We start from the raw sequence: 18,393 nt of genomic DNA on the forward strand, positions 1-18,393 counted from the left end.
GCAACAATAGCAAGCTGGTTGTTGCCACCAGCCTGCTATTCAGATGATTGCGGAATGTCTTCACTCTCAGAACATTAATTAACGAATCTGCAGGATGTTCTGCTGAGTTTGATTATGAACTTCAAGAGAACGAGAGTTCGCTTGGAAATTACGTTGAGCCGAAATAAGATCCACCAGCTCTTGGGTCATATCAATATTTGACTGTTCCAGCGTACCACTCGAAATCGTACCAAAGGAACCTTTGTTTGATTCACCCCAAATCTTATCACCAGAGAATTGAGTTGAATCCCACTGGGTTCCCCCTTTCTTATCTAGACCTTGCTCATTCGCGACTCGAACCAGTGCCACACGACCTAAGATAATATTCTCACCATTTGAGTAAGTACCCAGCACACTGCCGTTCTCATCGAAATCAACTTTAGTCAGGAAGCCCGTCGTTGCGCCGTCTTCGTCAAACTTAGTCAATTCGAATGGAGCCGCAAACTGAGTCGCATCTCGCAGACCGAATGATAAAACTTGGGTAGCATCTGCACCATTGAGCTCAACAGGGTTAGCTCCGGCACCTAGCGCTTCAGACACAATATTCTGACCGTTATTTAAGCTCGCTAATGTGCCATCATTATTGAATCGCATCGTGTGACCAACATGGCCAGTCGGTGCCGTCGCATCACCACCTACAATATTAATCGGTTTCTCGCCAGCACTGTCAGTGACTGTATAATACGTCTGCCAAGTATTGGCTTGGTTCTGATCCTTCAAGTAGTACGTGGTCAACTTATACGATTGACCCATAGAGTCATAGATCGTCGAAGAGGTTGAGCGGTTGTACGTTTCTGGATCGGTGAAATCAAATAACGCCGGGTCCTTCAACTCTCCACCAGCAGGCAAATTAACACCAACATCAATATTTGAAGTCTGCTTAGGTTTACCAAACTCTTTAGGAATATTAATCGGTGAAGGCTCATAAGACAGTACATCACCAGTATCTTTATTCACTTGATAACCTAATAGAAACTCATCATTTGCAGTTGTCATGTAGTTATCTTTATTCAAGTGGAAAGCACCATTTCGCGTCAACTCATTCGAGGTAGGCGTTAATCGATCTTTAGCTACAGCAAAAAAACCGGTACCCGAGACGCGTAAATCCATAGGGTTATTGGTATAAATACTCGACCCCTCATGGAACTGCTGAGCCACTTTAGCGGCCTGCACACCTTGACCTGGTGTGGTCTTAGCGTGAGTAAACAATGAATTTGAATAAACATCACCAAACTCGGCACGAGACTCTTTAAAGCCATACGTGTTTGCGTTCGCAATGTTGTTACTGGTTGTGTTCAGATCTAACTGAGCTGCGGACAAGCCGCTTAATGCAACATAAGACATTCCAAATCTCCTATCTAGCCAGCGTGATTACGCTTTGCCAACTTCTAGTACTTCAGCAAGTCGAACTGGCGACTCAAAGCCAGCCAGATTGAGTAGTACGTTACCATCACCTTTACCAAGCAAAACACTATTAACGTTAGCGTAAGTCGAAACTTCAAACTCTTTCGACTGCCCGTCCAGCAAACCCGATGCTTTCACATTGTATTTGCCAGCCGGCAATGGATTACCGTTTTGATCCTTACCATCCCACACGACACGGCTATCACCTGCAGGTTTTGAACCAACATCGAAGGTACGGATAAGCTGCCCCATTTGGTCTTCTACTCGCACCATCAGGTTATCAACAGATTGAGGTAGTTTGACCATGGCAGCCATGGCGCCATCATCCGCTTTCACCCCTGCAGCACCCGGGACTAAAACGTCTCGACCAACAAGTGATGAAGCCTGAAGCGCTTGGTTAGAAGTCATCGACGCATTCAGTGTTTCAAACTGATTGTTCATTTTGCCGATACCATCCACCGTCGCGAACGACGCCATTTGAGCAATCATCTGGTCATTGCTAACCGGCTTAAACGGATCTTGCTGAGCAAGCTGCTTGGTGAGCAAAGATAAGAAGTCTTCTTGTTTAAGATCCTGCTTACCTGTTGTTTCATCAGGCTTATTCTTGTCCTGAAGCTGTTTAAGCTGGTCAACATAGGACAAGCCACTTTGACCAACATTATTATTAATGCCTCCGGCCATAGGTTACCTCCTATCCTTATTGACCCATCTGCAGCGTACGCAGCAGCATTTGTTTGCTTGCATCTGCAACTTGTACGTTGGTTTGATACGAACGAGAAGCAGATATCATATTGGCCATTTCTTCCATCACATTGACGTTTGGCTTGTAGATATAGCCATCATCATTTGCAAGTGGATGATCTGGGTTGTACTCCGCATCCAGCGGCTTATCACTTTCAACAATCCCTAACACTTGTACCGGCACCGAATGATCACGACCATACTTAGCCTTACTTAACTCAGCACCAAACACAGCGTGACGAGCTTTATAAGTGTCTTTTGCAGAGCTTGAGACACTATCAGCATTTGCCAGATTACTTGAGGTCGTATTTAGACGAACAGATTCAGCGCTCATGGCAGAGCCAGTTACATTAAAAACGTTAAATAAGCTCATCTAGTTACTCCCCTTTAATGCTTTCGTTAAGTTCTTGAATTTACTTCCTAAGAAGTCAAGTGATGCCTGATGTCTGATTTGGTTCTGCATAAATAAGTTACGCTCCAAATCGACATCAACCGTGTTGCCATCACCCGTGTCGGGTTGTGTTGGAAGACGATACATAACTTCCCCAGTCACCCTAGTAGAGGCAGGAATATGCCGACTATCGGTACGGCTAAGTCCAATGCTTGCCCCCGATGTTGCCGCCTGCAATGCCTTTTGGAAGTCCATGCCTTTCGATTTGTAGCCAGGAGTGTTCGCTTGGGCAATGTTGGTGGAAATCACCTCAGCATTGCGTTCACGAACGCCCACCGTGTATTGGTGGATACCTAATGCGTTGTCGAAAGAAATAGCCATGTTAACCTCTACTCAAGAACTGACCGTTACTACTAGATAACAAAGCAATTAGCGTACCAACTTTAGTTAACTCGTAATTTCTTTGCTCTTTGCTTCTCAGCAATTACCACGCCAAAGAGTGGAATTGTGGAGCAATGGAATGTCACTGTAAGTATAGAGAAAGAATCCCAATACGAAAAAGCCCAGCGTGTAGCTGGGCTTTGAGTGGAATGTATTCGTCTTATTTAAGTTTATAGATAATACCAGGATTACAGCGGACCATCTCGAAACGATCTGTTAACCCAGTTAAAGATTCAGACGCGCCAAGTAGTAGGTATCCACCTGGATTTAAACTGTTGGCCATCTGATTTAAAACCTGTGACTTCATATCTGGAGAGAAATAAATCAACACATTACGACAGAAAATGATGTCAAACTTACCCAGTAAAGCATAACTATCCATCAAGTTTTGTGGACGAAAATTAACTAATCGCTTCACGTTGTCTTTGACTTTCATTCGACCATCACCAGCATCTTCAAAGAAATTGCGACGACGCTCAGGCGATAGACCACGTCCTAAAGCCAAATTGTCGTAAACACCAGCACGACACATGTCTAACATACTGGCTGAAATATCCGTTGCCGTTACCGATACGCTCGGCAACATTCCTGGTTTGCGTTGCTGAGTTTCCAAGATAGTCATTGCCATCGAATACGGCTCTTGACCTGAAGAACTTGCCGCTGACCAAATTTTAATTGGCCGTTTATTTGCCGCTGCTTCCGGCAACAGTTTGTTAGCAAGGACTTCAAACGGATAAGTATCACGAAACCACAAGGTTTCATTGGTGGTCATGGCATCAACAGCGGCAACTCGTAGTTCACGGTTACGGCCAGTGACAACATCTCGTAATAGATCAGACAAAGAGCTGAGCTTAAACTTTGTCACCAGAGGGCTTAAGCGACTCCTCACCAAATACTGCTTGCTGTCACCTAGTACGATGCCACATTGAGATTCTAAGAAACGGCTGAAATCACGATATTCTTGATCGCTTATAGTTATCGCTGTCATTTACTTCTCTTTATTCAGTAAGCGCAGTCTTCACTGCATTACCAAGCTCATCTGGATTGAATTTAGCAATAAAGGAGTTGGCTCCCACGCGTTCAACCATTGCTTGGTTAAATACACCACTGAGTGATGAATGGAGAATTACATAAAGATCTTTAAGATCAGGGTTGCGCCTAATTTCGGCAGTTAATGTATAGCCATCCATTTCAGGCATCTCGATATCAGAGATAACCAAAGAAATCTGATCGTAAATACTCCCTTCTGCCGCCATTTCAACAAGTTTTTCATACGCTTGCTTACCATCAATTACGGCCACCGCTTCAAAACCTAGTGATGTGATTGCACGCTCAACCTGCTTACGGGCAACCGTTGAGTCATCTGCAATCAAAATACGACGAACAATCTCTTTCTCTGATTGAACCTGGGCAATCTCTTCCCCAATGGTTGAGTCCATGGTTTCATCGACTGGCGCGATTTCTGCTAGGATTTTTTCTACATCGAGAATTTCAACCAGTTCATTATCAATGTTGGTCACGGCAGTCAAATAGTTGGATTTACCAGCCCCTTCAGGCGGTGGCAGAATCGCTTCCCAGTGCATGTTAATAATACGCTCAACGGAAGTAACCAAAAAGGCCTGAATGGTTCTGTTAAACTCAGCAATTACAACAAAGGCTTTGTCCACATCAGTAGTCGGCCTGCCACCAACAGCCAGACTTAAATCAATAACGGAAACAGTATGGCCACGGATATGAGCCACACCTTTAACGAGATGGTGTAAGTTTGGCATTGAAGTAAGCTTAGGGCACTGAAGAACTTCTTTTACCTTAAATACGTTAATACCGTAACGCTGTCGCCCCATTAGGCGAAATGTTAGGAGTTCTAGTCGGTTTTGACCGACGAGTTGTGTACGCTGATTCACCGAATCAAGAATACCCGTCATAAGCTCATCTCCATCTCAAACTTTCATGCTAAAAAAATGGTAGTCTACTAACGGCCATGTGAAACTATTAGAGAAAAAGAATGACATACCTTAAATCACACTTATGCTCATTTTCCATAACTAATTGTAGAGCTTTCTATAAAAACTTTTATAAGTCTATCGTCTTTTTATGCTTTTTCTTTAGTTTTTCAGCAACATCAGCCACGTCTGAGCAAATTATCGCTATCCAGCAAGCCGCAGAAGAGTACATTCTCTCGACGATTGAATGGCCAGAAGACGGCACTTTAGATGCCACTGCGGCAAATATTGACAACCGTGTCTTTGCCACAGACTGCCCAAGTAACCTTGAAACCTCCTCATCTTCAACCAACCCTAACGCCAGCAATATCACCGTGTTAGTAGAGTGTAGCGAAGATAACTGGAAGTTATATGTTCCTGTCAGACTAACCCGAACTGGCCCTCAAGTGACCTTAACAGGTCCTCTAAGCCGGGGACAAATCATCTCACGTAATGATGTCACTATTAATATGGTAGACTTGCAACGCTTCAGGCGGCAAGGCTTTTCCAACATTGATGACGTAATTGGAGCAAAAACAAAGAAAAACTTACGTGCTGGCGAAATCATTGAAAGCAATGATGTATGTGTAGTTTGTCGCAATGAAACAGTCACAATCAAAGCGGTAAAATCTGGTATGACCATCACAACCAAAGGCACAGCCCTGACCGATGGGTCACATGGTGAACAGATAAGAGTGAAAAATACAAAATCCAACCGTATAATTGAAGGGAGAGTCACTGGGATCTCGGAAGTAACGGTTATTTTCTGATCAGTCCAAAAAAAGCCTAAAGTAATCCCTACTCTAGTCGATATTGACAACATAAGATTCTAAACACGAAAGGCTCACACACATGGCAGGTATTGATAACATACGCTCTGGGCAGTCGCTCACTACGTCGACAAGAAGCACTGCGCGTAATGAAAATAACCCTTCGACAAGCACTGACTCGGCAAAAAAGTCAGATGTGGCAAAAGACTCAGTATCCTTAAGCCAACAAGGTAAGGCAGTCGGTGAAATGCACACTCAACTTGCTAGCCAGCGAAGTTTTGATCAAGCAAAAGTGGCTGCAATCAAAGAAGCTATTGCTAATGGTTCCTACAGCGTAGATCCGCAAAAGCTAGCCGATAATATGATCAAGTTCGAAAAAGAACTTGGCGGTTTCGAGTAACGAGTTTCTATTATGGCAGCCCTAAGCAGCTTAATTGAATTTCAGCTTAAAAGTGCCACTGACTTATCTCTGTTGCTCGAGAAAGAAAAAGCGGCAATCACCAGCCGAGTCGCCAAAGACATTGAGCAAGTTGCTAAAGAAAAACTGACTCTGATTAACCAACTTCAGCAAACCGACCAGCGCATTAGCCAGCATCCAGATGTTGCGACTTTATCTACCGACCCAGAGTTGAGCCCTCTGGTCGATAAAATTCGTACTATCGTTCATGACTGTCAACAAGCTAATGCCGTGAATGGTGAAGCACTGCAAAGAGCACAGCTGAGTTTTAATAAACTCAATAACCTAATGCAGCAAAGCCAAGGCAAACTCGGCATGACCTACACAGCTGAAGGGCAGACCAAAAATGTCACAACACTCGGCACAAACATTAAAGCCTAGTATCAGAATCTAAAAAAGCGGCAAACATTGCCGCTTTCATTTTGCTCGAAGATTAGAAAGAATTAGAAAAGGGTTTGCTGACGTTTTTCCGGTACGACCTGAACTTCACCATAGTCGCGCAGCTTGTTCATCTTCTTGATGTCCAATCGCAGTTCAGTCACATAGCTGTCACCCACTTTATAACTACGCACCACTTCGGCACCTCGGATGACCCCATCCACAGCACCTGATGTCAACTCTGTCCCCAAACGTTGATCCTGAAGATCAGCACGGCCACTGACTCGCATACCATACACTTGCTCTGCAAGCTCACGGTAGGCATCTATTTTTGAAGCACGCATCGCGCGAACCTGACGCTCTTCATCAGTACGACCTTTTTGCTCACTGATATTGGCATAGCCTACCGCGGTTAACCAATCATCTGGGCGCATAGTCTGCAAAGGCTGACAGCCAACCATGATTAGTGCAACAGCCAGTAAAAGTAACTTCTTCATCTCAACTCCCTATGGACGCAGAATAACCGTATACGGTTGTCTTATTGTAGGGTCAGAGCGAATCAAAACACCATCCTCAGTTCGGATACTGTTAAGTGTGTCTAAGTCACGACCAATACGATCAGCAGGTAGGAAGCCTTGAGCTGTCGCGACAACCACACGAGACTGCATACCAACCACTCGCGCATTGACTAGGACGCCGCCTTCCTGACGTAACATGGTTCCTGTCAGGACGTATTGAATATCCTGCTCCTGCGACAAATCTTTCCAATCGCGACTGAAGGCAAAGTCACCTTGCTGAGTGACTTGAATAGAGCCCGTCGTTTTGTAGTCGACGACTTTAAAGCCGCGACGTTGGAATTGGTGGATAAATCCTTCAGATACAGAGTTACCTAACCAATTCGTTGCGTCCATATTTTGTAAATCAACAAAAGAAGTAACGGCAATAGGTGTCCGTGCTGACACACTGGTGTTCGAAACCACCAGTTCTTCAGTCATACTTTCAATAAAGAAGTCAAGAGTATGACGCGGACTCTCCATCAGCATAAACTGCGAACCTGGATACGGTTCTTTACCGTTGTATATTGGGGCATAGGCACAAGCAGTGAGAAACACCACCGGCACTAGCATTAGCCATTTTTTCATTCTCTAATCTCCGATATATATTAGGCACTGATTTGTCCCATTCTCTATCACTCATAAAAAGTGGAACATTCTTTGCTTTTCTAAATCTGCAACCATTCAGAACGGCAATGCCTAAACCAGCTAAGATAGAGAAAGCAAAAAATGAACCAACTTGGAAGATGAATATGAAAAAAATGCTTCTTATCATGATTTCAACCATTTATGCCTCACTGTACACGAGTATAGTGTCTGCCGGATGGTATGAAGTAACGGGTACCGCTACAGTGGTCTCCTCCGAAGAAGTCGCACGTATTCATGCCTTGGAAGATGCCATTTTTAAGGCCATCAGCTTCTCTGGCGCAGATATCGGCAGCATCTCCAATTTGAGGCCACTCCTAGAAAGCGAACGCAAGGAGTATCAGTTCAGCAATACGGAAGTCCGCTACATCGTGGTCGATGAGCAGAAGGTGCGTAATGGCGTCATGTTTGTCAAAGCACGCATTGATATTTACCCATCGGCAACAGCTTGCCATGTCAGCCAGTATAAAAAGACCTTCCTAGTCGGCAACATAGATGTTGCTTCACCTCAACAAGCGGTGATGGGCCAGATTTATAGCGTCGGTGATGACTTCGCTACAGTGATCAATCGCCAGCTTGATCAGCAATCAGCCAACTTTGTTTCTGTAGGGACAACCGATTATCAAATCAGTAAACGTTATCCAGAACGACTTAAAATGATTGCACAAGATACTGGTGCACAATACATCATCGGTGGTGTTATTACCGATTTAACCGCCACTATAGAACAGAAATTACTGAAAGATGACATCATCAATCGTCAGTTTGCTCTTGAAATGACAGTGTTTGATGGCAAGACGGGAAATGAGGTTTATAACCGAAACTACCGTGAAGTCGCTCGCTGGCCATTTCCAAAAACCAGCCAAGTCGATACTAAGAGTGCTCGCTTCTGGGCATCAACCTACGGTGATATGATGCTGCGCGTCAGTCGTAATATCATGTTGGATCTAGAATCCGAAGTGTCATGCAAAATCACGCTCCCGGAGATCATTTCAAAATGGGACAACATTCTCACCATGGATCTCGGACGCATTCATGGTGTCCAGCTAGGCGATAAGCTCAAACTTTGGCACACAGGCTCTTTCATTGATCAACGCGGCTTACCAAGAAACAAAGTCACTGAGTCAAACATTACTTTGACAGTATCTAGAGTGTATGAAAACGAAGCGGAATTAACGGTAGACCAGCCAGAACTCGCAGGCAGTATTCAAATTGGCGATGTTATGCACAAGATGCTATAAATCCGTGAGCTAAGGTTTAACAACTTGATTTAATTAAGTATGATGGCAATAAGCTCCCGTGGCACAGCTGGATAGCGCGATCCCCTCCTAAGGGATAGGTCACAGGTTCGAATCCTGTCGGGAGCGCCATATCATATTGAGGCCAGATCTAAAACCAATAGATCTGGTCTTTTCATATCTTTCACGCTGCTCTACTTATATCTCAATTATCTCGATTACTTTTCTGCAAAATGAATCTTCTGAACTAGATGAAAGTTCCAACTACGCATAGATAATCCCACCAAAAGAAAGAAGCTCGACCACAAATGGCCGAGCTTCTTACTGGATAGTTAGTACCTCCACTCACTATGCCCGTCCGAAGCACGCTAACAACCTGAAAATACTAACATCGAAACACGAGCGGCTGTTTGCGACCTCTTCAATGAAACTTTCCAAATCCCGTGCAAAGGCTGAAGGAATCGGCAACGTGTAGCTTTGAGCTAAGGTATAAACTTTATACGCCCCTGACATGAAGAACTTTTTGAACTCTTCACCGGCAAAGGAGTACACAAACTCCCTAGGTTTTATCGAAAGTACACGGAACCCTCTTGATTCAAACATTTCTCTGTATTGTTCTGCACTCTCTAAATGCATACACGGCATACGAAAACACTGGCCAAGTTTTGGATAGTAGTCACGAAAAAACTCCGTCATCAATTCAGAAACCAGTGGACACCATTCCTGTTTGTAAGGCGTTTGCAAAGCAAAGGTACCGTGCACATTTAGCGCATTTCTGATTGCCAGAAGTGCGGCATCATAATCTTGATACCATTGAAACGATGAGTTTGAAGTAATGACATCAAAGCCTGTAGCAGTAGTGTAATGACGTATATCAGCGTGTTCGAATTGAATCCGGCTATCAGGGTAAAGCCTATGCGCTTGCTCAAGCATTTCCGCAGATGCATCTATAGCCACCATCGTCTTCGGTTCTGAGTGTTCCTGTATTAAATGCGAGACTTTTCCTGAACCACAACCAACATCAAGAAGTCGATCCACTTTGTCTGGTAAAAGCTGAATGAGTTCTTTCGCAGCATCAAACTGCACTATGCCGTTGCTATGGTATTCTTTATTGTAATTCATAGCATAGAGATCTCTTTTGAGGACAACAGAAGGAGAAACTTACCATATAACAGATGCATATACTTAAGACCGTCAGAGTTATCCCGCTAATACTATGGTTGACATCAAACTCTTCACTCGTAAGCCCCCCTCTCCTTTAACTGATCATCTGCTGCACTGCCAATCAAGAGTCACACCTAATCACGGCACCTCACCAAACCAATTCGCAAGCGGTAAATCAAGGCTTCAACAATTGAAGACATTCAACTAAAATAATTATTAACAGAACTATTCATAAGCAATTAATGAAGAAAAGTAACTTGACTACTAACACTGGTCATCGCTTTATATCTAAAGCTAAAACTGCATTTAAAATTCACATTCATACACCCGATGATACGGTACTTCACCGCTCTGTCGGCTACGTGAGAATTGGTGAAAAGAAAGGGCTAAAAAAAGCCATCAAACTTCGTAATGAATTGGGTAGTGCAATGTGGGGAAAATTCTGGCGCAAGTTGCTCAAAGATCCCTACCTTATGACTCGACTCCCTCACTCCTTAGAACCCAAAATTATTTTCAAACCTCGTCCAACCAAAGCAGAACCCGATGCCAAAGATGAATGCTATATTGCGGCTTGGCGCAATTATGATGAAAACGGCAAATTGATTTATAAGAGTGTGGTGTGCTCAATCAAAAAGCACGGTCGGCTCGCTGCCTATACAAAAACAAAGAAAGCCTTGCTAGAAGCGAATAAAGATAACCTAGAAATCCTCGAATTTATGGGGCGACTCAATAGTATCGACCTCAAATAGAAGCACCCCAACATTGATTCGAGGTGCTTAGACGTTAGGGAAGTGTTTTTTTACTGAGCCTGATACTCAAAAGCTGGTACCATAATTTCTACCCGTCGGTTCTGTGCTCGTCCTTCTTTGGTTTCATTAGAAGCGATCGGGTTACTCTCCCCCTCTCCACGAGCTGTGATTCTTGATGCATCGATACCTTGTTCTTCAAGCTCTTCAGCAACGGACTGAGCCCGCTTCTCAGATAATTCTTGGTTGTACGAGGCTGCACCGCTGGAGTCCGTGTAACCTACCACTTCGACCGTTGACTGCGGAAACTCCATCATAAAAGTCACTAATTCCGCCAGCATCGCTTTGCTCTCTGGTTTCAATTCTGCACTGTTCAGTGCAAAGCTACTGGAATCAACCACTTTCGTCTCAAAGGTCTTGACGATAGGTTCAATCACAACCTCTTCTTCGATAACTTCTTCAACCACCATTTCTTCTTCAGCTGGATACGAGGTTGGTTCATCACTACCTCCAAACTTCGCAATAAAACCAAGTGTTAGGGCATTGCCTTTAAAACGATGAGTATCAATGTTAATGTCGGTTAAACGTTGGTACTCCAACTGAAAATCGATAGTCGGCATGAAGGCATACGTCACACCCAAAGCACCAAGTAAAGAACTATCGTCTTTATTGCCATACTCAACATACGCACCACCTAACTTGGCAAATGCATCAAATTTTTCTGACAAAGGCATAGTGAATCGGGGCGCAAGGGAATAGGAGCTTAAACCTGCATCTGTATAGCCATAACCAGTGGTCTCCCCTAATGTATCCAGTGCTAGCTCAAGGCTTATCATGTCATTAAACTCATAACCGGCAAAGGAGCCCAACGCCCAAGAATTATCATCACAAGGCCCCGTAGAACATGACTCATTGAGCCAAGAGGCTCCTGCTTTGGCACCCAAATAAAACTGAGCGCTTACTGATGTAGATGCGAGAAGAAGTGTGGTGGAAACTACCGCTGCTAATTTTTTCATTGTTTTTTCCTTATGACTGTCAGCACTGTGTGCCACAACAAGCACGCCACACAATAACAATCATCAAGTTACAGTATGGTCGCAATAACAGTACACCTTAGTTCATAAAATGTACAAATGGGTTTATGGACCAATTTCACCTTTTGCATGCTAATGACTTACTTTCTCGTAAATATGACAAAGCCCTGTCGAAACAGGGCTTTGATTTAATTTTACAATCAACAGAGCGCTTAAGGCTGAACTTGATATTCAAACTCATTCATTGTGACTTCTGCACGACGGTTCTGCATACGCCCTTCTTGGGTATCATTCGGTGCGATAGGCTTGGCTTCCCCCGCTCCTTCTACGTGAATACGTGACTGGTTTACCCCATAATCTGCAATAATATCCGCTACAGATTGAGCACGCTGCTCAGACAGAGTTTGGTTGTATGCTGCTGGGCCAACTGAGTCAGCATAACCCACCACATCCACGGTTGCTTGAGGATATTCGCTCATGAAAGCAGCCACTTCTTTAAGCGCCATTTCACTGTCAGAAGTCAGCTCTGCACTATCAAATTTAAAGCTGACCGAGTAGACCACTTTCGATTCAAACGTTTGCAGTATAGGCTGAACCACTACCGTTTCTTCGACAACTTCTTCCACCTGCATTTCTTCTTGTATGGGTGTCTCGGTGTGTTGTTCGCTACCACCAAATTTAGTTGTGAATCCTAGTGTCACCGCATTACCCGCAATACCATGCGTATCAATATCGATGTCCGTTAAGCGCTGATACTCAACTTGAATATCAATGTTTGGCAGGACACTATAGCTTAGCCCAACGCCACCAACGAAAGAGCTATCGCTCTTGTTACCATACTCCACATAAGCCCCACCCGCTTTGGCAAAGGCATCAACATTCTCTGTTAATGGCAAGCTGAAGCGCGGCGCCAATGAATAAGAAACCAAACCAGCATCTTTATAACCAGAGCCCGTTGTTTCACCTAATGTATCTAGGCCCGCTTCTAGGGCTAAATAGTCATTGAACTCATAGCCAACAAATGAACCAAGCGCCCAAGAGTTATCATCACATTCACCTGTTGTGCACAAATCATCTACCCAACTCGCTCCCGCTTTTGCGCCAAGATAAAATTGCGCATTCACTGATGCTGAAGCAAGAAGAAGTGTGCCAGAAACTACCGCTGCTAATTTTTTCATTTTTCATACCTTATTAATACGCGTTAGATTTGCGACGCTATAGACAAGCCACATAAAAACAAACACATAGAGTGTTACCGTACAATTGTGCGGACACTACACCTTAACGAGATAAATGACAATTAACTTTGTGAATTTTTATTTAATTTCATCTAATTAGATAACTTTGCGTTATTGCGGTTCAACTAAGATAAGAAACTGGAACCATAATCACAGACCAATAAAAGTACTGACCGCTATTTATTTATCCTTAAAAAAATAGAATATAAAAAAACCGCAGCATTAAGCTGCGGTTAATATGCAATAAGTACATTTTTTTATGCGTTAGCTTCACGCTCTTCGATAAACGCTATCGCCATCTTAATGCGAGCAAGCACACGTTCTTTACCCACCAGCTCCATAACCGCATCAACGGATGGAGACTGACCACCACCGGTAACCGCAACGCGAAGTGGCATGCCGATTTTACCCATGCCAATCTCTAACTCTTCACATACAGCAGCAATGACGCTCTCTTTAATATTGGCCGTTGTCCATTCTTCTAGCGCTTCTGCTTTTGCAAGAGCCAACTCTAGTGGGCCTTTAGCGACGCCACGTAAGTGTTTCTTAGCTGCGCCGGCTTCAAATTCAGAGAAGTCTTCGTAGAAGTAGCGGATCTGCTCAGCGAGTTCTACTAGAGTGTTACAACGTTCGCCAACAAGTGTGATCACTTCAGTGATTGCTGGGCCGTTTTCAATGTTTAGGTTCTGGTTGTCTAAGTGCCATTGTAGGTACTCAGCTACGTACTCAGGAGCCGATGTCTTGATGTAATGGTTGTTCAACCAAAGTAGCTTTTCAGTATTGAATGCTGACGCTGACTTAGAAACCGCATTTAGAGAGAACAGATTGATCATCTCTTCAGTAGAGAAAATTTCTTGGTCACCGTGAGACCAACCAAGACGCACTAGATAGTTGTTTAGAGCATTTGGAAGGTAACCTTCATCACGGTATTGCATGACTGAAACAGCACCGTGACGCTTAGACAGTTTCGCACCATCATCACCTAGGATCATTGCACAGTGTGCAAACGTCGGAACTGGGGCACCTAATGCTTCGTAGATGTTGATTTGACGAGGCGTATTGTTGATATGATCTTCACCACGAACGACATGCGTGATACCCATATCCCAGTCATCGACGACCACAACGAAGTTGTACGTAGGAGACCCATCTGTTCGACGGATAATAAGGTCATCGAGTTGATCGTTAGCTATCTCGATACGGCCACGAATTTGGTCTTCAAAGACGACACTGCCCTGCTTCGGATTACGAAAACGGACAACGCACGGGTCACCTTCTTTAGCTGCTTCGTTAGCCGCAACGATTTTTGGGTGGTTCGCATCATAACGCGGCATCTCTTTAGCGGCTTCTTGCTCCGCACGGATTTCATCGAGAAGCTCTTTAGAAGCATAACATTTGTACGCTTTGTCTTCTGAAAGGAGTTTATCAACCATCTCGTTATAACGATCAAAGCGCTTTGACTGGAAGTAAGGCCCTTCATTCCACTCAAGCCCCATCCACTGCATGCCTTCTAGGATGGCATCGACTGCTTCTTGAGAGTTACGTTCTAAGTCAGTATCTTCGATACGCAGAACGAATTCACCGCCTTGGTTTTTAGCGTATAGCCAAGAGTAAAGTGCAGTACGTGCACCACCCACGTGAAGGTAGCCTGTTGGGCTAGGAGCAAAACGAGTTTTAACCGTCATGTAAAATACCTTGATTGTCGAAATGACCGCACCACTCTATAGAGATGATGAATGGCGCCAAAATTGCGCGTATTTTAGCACTGATGTGCAAATCTACAATCCGTCTTATACAGAATTCATTATTCACTGAGGTGTTTTACTTAAAGTAAGTCTATTTGCTTGACCAATTTCCAGCTAAACATTTGGAATGTCTCACAGACTAAATCACATAACCTGAATAAAGCGTCTATTTAAGGTTTTAGTCTTTCTCGAACAATGACACTTGACCTTCCCCTTGAGGGAAGGTTTATGCTCAGCAACAGTTCTTTGTTGAGGGTAATGTTATGCGTCAGTTCGATATTCCACTATCAGGGTTAAGCTGTATGGGGTGTGCCCGAAAAGTTGAACATGAGCTTACCTCCCAGTATCAAGTTACGATTCATGATTTAACACCAAAGCACATCACCCTGGAGAGCAATTGTTCTTTTGCCGAATTAGAGAGCTCTATTCGCTCACTTGGTTACCAAGCTGGATTCCAATATACGTTTCATTTATCCGGACTGAACTGTGGTCGATGTGTGGCAAAGGTTAAAGCGGCTCTTGAAGCGCATGAATTAGTCGGTCAGTTTGATGTTGCAAAAACTCAACTTTCGATATCGACGCTTTTAACCCGACAACAGGTACAAGCATTGGTTGAATCTCTCGGCTACCAAGCCAGTGAATACACTGGTGTAGAGGAAGAAAGTGAGATTGAACACGTTCCAAGCCAAACTCGCTCTACTCCCTCTAACACGCCAGAAGGTACACAAACAATTCATCTGTTAATTGCAGGGATGACCTGCGCCAGCTGTGTGTCTTCCGTAGAAAAAGCACTCGCCCAAGTTCCTGGGGTCATAAAGGCTCAAGTTAATCTTGCTGAGCAAAGTGCTCTGGTCTTTACAGAGGACAAAAGTCGTACCCTGTTCAGCGCACTAGCCGAGTCAGTTCAACAAGCGGGTTATCAGGCGGAACTCATCGACGATCCAAGCACTCAACAAGAAAAGCAAGCAGCTCAGCAAAATGCGCTACAGGCCCACCATAAAAGAAGTGCTTTGGCTGGCATTATGCTCGGTGTACCACTCATGTTATGGGGGGTACTCGGTGGTAACATGATGATTAGAACCGCTCAGGATCAACTGGCTTGGGGGGGGATCGGAGCGCTCTGTTTCTGGCTACTTGCGACGGCTGGGCGGAGCTTTTTCACTAATGCCTGGCAAGCATTAGTGCACAAACGAGCGACCATGGATACCTTAGTCGCGCTTGGCACAGGAGCCGCTTGGTTATTTTCAATGCTTGTCGTGCTATTTCCACAGTGGTTTCCCGCTGCCTCGAGGCACGTCTATTTTGAAGCCAGTGCGATGATTGTGGGCCTTATATCCCTAGGTCATTACATTGAAGCAAAAGCGAAAGCCAAGACAACTCGCTCATTGCAAGCTTTGATCAATCTTCAACCAAATAAAGCCACATTAATAACGGAGTCAGGGGATCAAATCATTGCCATCGAGCAGATCACCGAAGGTATGCAACTCCGAATTAAACCCGGTGAAAAAGCCCCCATTGATGGTCAAGTCGTGTCCGGCACGTCGTACATAGATGAATCCATGCTGACCGGTGAGCCCATACCCGTTTACAAACAAAATGGCGATACCATTTCTGCCGGTACATTAAACCAAGATGGTAGTTTAGTCATCGAAGCGACCGGTGTCGGCAGCAATACTATGCTATCGCGCATCATTACCATGGTCCGAGAGGCACAAAGCAGTAAGCCTGCCCTTGCCAAGCTAGCGGATCAAATCTCAGCGGTGTTTGTTCCCGTCGTTGTTGCAATTGCTCTTTTCTCCGCACTGATATGGTTCATGATCGGACCTGAGCCGAAAGCCAGCTATATGTTGGTTGTCACAACCACAGTTCTCATTATCGCATGCCCTTGCGCGCTCGGATTAGCAACGCCGCTTTCAGTAACCGTTGGTATTGGTAAAGCCGCTGAAATGGGCATATTGATCAAAGATGCCGATGTGCTGCAATCGGCAAGCCAGATCGATACCGTTGTATTTGATAAAACGGGAACCCTGACACAAGGTAAGCCCGAAGTACACCATGTCTACTCACTCAACCAAGACAAGAATCGCTTGCTGATGACCGCCGCTAGCATAGAGCAATACTCAGAGCACCCATTGGCAAAAGCCATTGTAAAACAAGCTCAAGATCTTCAGCTTAAGCTGACTGAGGTTGAAGGTTTTCACAACATGCGCGGGAAAGGCGTCACTGGAACAATACGAGATGAAGATGTCGCTGTGATTTCACTTCCTTACGCTCAGGAGCAGCAGATAAATCTCGATAAATTACAAGCGACTCTTGAGCTGTGTGTAAACAAAGCTTGGACACCGGTTATTGTTACTCAACAAGGCAAAGCTGCAGGTTTAATCGCCATCGCTGACCCTATCAAAGAAGACGCGAAGCAAGCCATTGAAGCCTTAATCAAGATGAAGATTACACCGGTAATGTTAACGGGCGATAACCAACATGTCGCTCAAGCAATTGCGAATCAGTTAGGTATTCAGAAGGTTATCGCGCAAGTATTGCCTGATGAAAAAGCTGGGCACATAACGCAGCTTCAAGCGAACAGAAAACGGGTTGCGATGATAGGTGACGGCGTCAATGACGCTCCTGCACTTGCTCTTGCAGACATTGGCATTGCGATGGGCAGTGGAAGTGACGTGGCCATTGAGAGTGCGCAAATGACATTGCTCAATTCATCTCCTTTGGCGGTTGTAAAAGCGATTGAACTCTCCAAAGCAACCATTAAAAACATGAAACAGAATTTATTTGGTGCCTTTATTTATAACTCTTTAGGTATTCCAGTTGCGGCTGGGGTACTGTACCCCGCATTCGGGTTCTTATTGAGTCCAGTCGTGGCTGGCGCCGCTATGGCACTGTCATCAATCACGGTTGTCAGCAATGCTAACCGATTAAGACTCTTTAAATCTTCTCTTCACTCATAGAGGTGTTTATGAAAACAAAAGTTATCTCCTTTGCATCCCTTGTTCTTTTATCTAGTCACGCGCTAGCCGCTGACGTGCTAAACCATAAGTCACCATATTGTGGTTGTTGCACAGAATGGACAAAACACATGCAGGAAGCAGGGTTTACCGTTGAAGAAAAGTTACACGATGATATGAACCCCATAAAACAGAAACTGGGCGTGACCTCACAACTGGCCTCCTGCCATACCGCGGAAATTAACGGCTATGTGTTTGAAGGCCACGTTCCAGCACAAGACATCAAAGCCTTTTTAGAAAACCCACCTAAAAATGCAAAAGGCTTGGCCGTCCCGGGGATGCCGATGGGCTCTCCAGGTATGGAATACGGCAATGAAAAAGATGCCTATTCGGTATATGCCTTTAACGACAGTGGGCAGGTGTTTGAGTATCGCTCTTACCCCGGAAATCAGTAGTAGCGTGTTTTTAG

Annotated in this window: 19 protein-coding genes and 1 tRNA gene; 8 read left to right on the forward strand and 12 right to left on the reverse strand. The window is 44.5% G+C overall.

The features are described from left to right. Positions 1–78 precede the first annotated feature (78 nt). The 6 genes from flgE to L1D15_RS10915 form a co-directional block, all read right to left on the reverse strand. Positions 79–1,383 carry a flagellar hook protein FlgE gene (gene flgE, locus L1D15_RS10890; protein WP_239838288.1) on the reverse strand — a complete coding sequence of 435 codons (1,305 nt, stop codon included), beginning with the start codon at positions 1,381–1,383 and terminating at the stop codon, positions 79–81. Positions 1,384–1,410: 27 nt separating this feature from the next. Next, on the reverse strand, positions 1,411–2,124 hold the full coding sequence (flgD, locus tag L1D15_RS10895; protein WP_239838289.1) for a flagellar hook assembly protein FlgD: 714 nt from the start codon (positions 2,122–2,124) through the stop codon (positions 1,411–1,413). A gap of 16 nt (positions 2,125–2,140) precedes the next feature. Then, complete coding sequence (flgC, locus tag L1D15_RS10900) at positions 2,141–2,557, reverse strand: flagellar basal body rod protein FlgC (protein ID WP_239864891.1); 417 nt, start codon at positions 2,555–2,557, stop codon at positions 2,141–2,143. Next, on the reverse strand, positions 2,558–2,956 hold the full coding sequence (gene flgB, locus L1D15_RS10905) for a flagellar basal body rod protein FlgB (protein WP_239838291.1): 399 nt from the start codon (positions 2,954–2,956) through the stop codon (positions 2,558–2,560). 220 nt (positions 2,957–3,176) lie between these two features. Next, positions 3,177–4,004, reverse strand: coding sequence for a protein-glutamate O-methyltransferase (locus L1D15_RS10910; protein ID WP_006957416.1), 828 nt, complete (start codon positions 4,002–4,004; stop codon positions 3,177–3,179). A gap of 10 nt (positions 4,005–4,014) precedes the next feature. After that, positions 4,015–4,941 (reverse strand): chemotaxis protein CheV, encoded by a 927-nt coding sequence (locus tag L1D15_RS10915; protein ID WP_239838292.1) that lies wholly within the window; start codon positions 4,939–4,941, stop codon positions 4,015–4,017. A gap of 80 nt (positions 4,942–5,021) precedes the next feature. On the opposite strand from L1D15_RS10915, the gene flgA reads away from it, so the two are divergent. From flgA to flgN, 3 genes are all read left to right on the forward strand, one after another. After that, entirely contained in the window at positions 5,022–5,768 is a 747-nt protein-coding gene (gene flgA / locus L1D15_RS10920; protein WP_239864893.1) for a flagellar basal body P-ring formation chaperone FlgA, read from the forward strand. Positions 5,769–5,850: 82 nt separating this feature from the next. Continuing rightward, on the forward strand, positions 5,851–6,168 hold the full coding sequence (gene flgM / locus L1D15_RS10925) for a flagellar biosynthesis anti-sigma factor FlgM (RefSeq protein WP_239875595.1): 318 nt from the start codon (positions 5,851–5,853) through the stop codon (positions 6,166–6,168). Between the two features lie 12 nt (positions 6,169–6,180). Further along, entirely contained in the window at positions 6,181–6,606 is a 426-nt protein-coding gene (gene flgN / locus L1D15_RS10930) for a flagellar export chaperone FlgN (RefSeq protein WP_239864895.1), read from the forward strand. Positions 6,607–6,668: 62 nt separating this feature from the next. Here flgN and flgP read toward each other — a convergent pair whose 3' ends face one another. After that, positions 6,669–7,100, reverse strand: a complete 432-nt coding sequence (gene flgP, locus L1D15_RS10935; protein WP_239838296.1) for a flagellar assembly lipoprotein FlgP — start codon at positions 7,098–7,100, stop codon at positions 6,669–6,671. A gap of 9 nt (positions 7,101–7,109) precedes the next feature. Next, positions 7,110–7,745 carry a FlgO family outer membrane protein gene (locus L1D15_RS10940; RefSeq protein ID WP_239838297.1) on the reverse strand — a complete coding sequence of 212 codons (636 nt, stop codon included), beginning with the start codon at positions 7,743–7,745 and terminating at the stop codon, positions 7,110–7,112. A 164-nt stretch (positions 7,746–7,909) separates the two neighbouring features. Between L1D15_RS10940 and L1D15_RS10945 the strand changes: the two genes are divergently transcribed. Together L1D15_RS10945 and L1D15_RS10950 are read left to right on the forward strand one after the other, a co-directional pair. Further along, a complete protein-coding gene (locus tag L1D15_RS10945; protein WP_239838298.1) occupies positions 7,910–9,043 on the forward strand; it encodes a flagellar assembly protein FlgT in 1,134 nt (377 codons plus the stop codon). Between the two features lie 52 nt (positions 9,044–9,095). Then, a tRNA-Arg gene (locus tag L1D15_RS10950) sits at positions 9,096–9,172 on the forward strand. Between the two features lie 216 nt (positions 9,173–9,388). Here the strand turns inward: L1D15_RS10950 and L1D15_RS10955 are convergent. Next, a complete protein-coding gene (locus L1D15_RS10955; protein ID WP_239875596.1) occupies positions 9,389–10,162 on the reverse strand; it encodes a methyltransferase domain-containing protein in 774 nt (257 codons plus the stop codon). Positions 10,163–10,446: 284 nt separating this feature from the next. On the opposite strand from L1D15_RS10955, the gene L1D15_RS10960 reads away from it, so the two are divergent. Next, the gene (locus tag L1D15_RS10960; RefSeq protein ID WP_239864897.1) at positions 10,447–10,953 is read left to right on the forward strand and encodes a Fe3+-citrate ABC transporter substrate-binding protein; all 507 of its coding nucleotides are present in this window, start codon (positions 10,447–10,449) and stop codon (positions 10,951–10,953) included. Between the two features lie 50 nt (positions 10,954–11,003). Here L1D15_RS10960 and L1D15_RS10965 read toward each other — a convergent pair whose 3' ends face one another. The 3 genes from L1D15_RS10965 to gltX all read right to left on the reverse strand — a co-directional run bounded on the left by L1D15_RS10965 (position 11,004) and on the right by gltX (position 14,907). Beyond that, positions 11,004–11,966: an OmpA family protein gene (locus tag L1D15_RS10965; protein WP_239875598.1), complete on the reverse strand. Its 963-nt coding sequence runs from the start codon at positions 11,964–11,966 to the stop codon at positions 11,004–11,006. A 230-nt stretch (positions 11,967–12,196) separates the two neighbouring features. Further along, entirely contained in the window at positions 12,197–13,162 is a 966-nt protein-coding gene (locus L1D15_RS10970; protein ID WP_239875600.1) for an OmpA family protein, read from the reverse strand. A 317-nt stretch (positions 13,163–13,479) separates the two neighbouring features. After that, entirely contained in the window at positions 13,480–14,907 is a 1,428-nt protein-coding gene (gltX, locus tag L1D15_RS10975) for a glutamate--tRNA ligase (protein ID WP_239875601.1), read from the reverse strand. 323 nt (positions 14,908–15,230) lie between these two features. On the opposite strand from gltX, the gene L1D15_RS10980 reads away from it, so the two are divergent. Continuing rightward, positions 15,231–17,927: a copper-translocating P-type ATPase gene (locus L1D15_RS10980; RefSeq protein ID WP_239875603.1), complete on the forward strand. Its 2,697-nt coding sequence runs from the start codon at positions 15,231–15,233 to the stop codon at positions 17,925–17,927. 8 nt (positions 17,928–17,935) lie between these two features. Further along, positions 17,936–18,379, forward strand: a complete 444-nt coding sequence (locus L1D15_RS10985; protein WP_239875605.1) for a DUF411 domain-containing protein — start codon at positions 17,936–17,938, stop codon at positions 18,377–18,379. The last annotated feature ends 14 nt before the right edge of the window (positions 18,380–18,393 follow it).

It is taken from the genome of Vibrio sp. Isolate25, from assembly GCF_022398025.1.
GTDB classification, from domain to species: Bacteria; Pseudomonadota; Gammaproteobacteria; order Enterobacterales; family Vibrionaceae; genus Vibrio; species Vibrio coralliilyticus_A.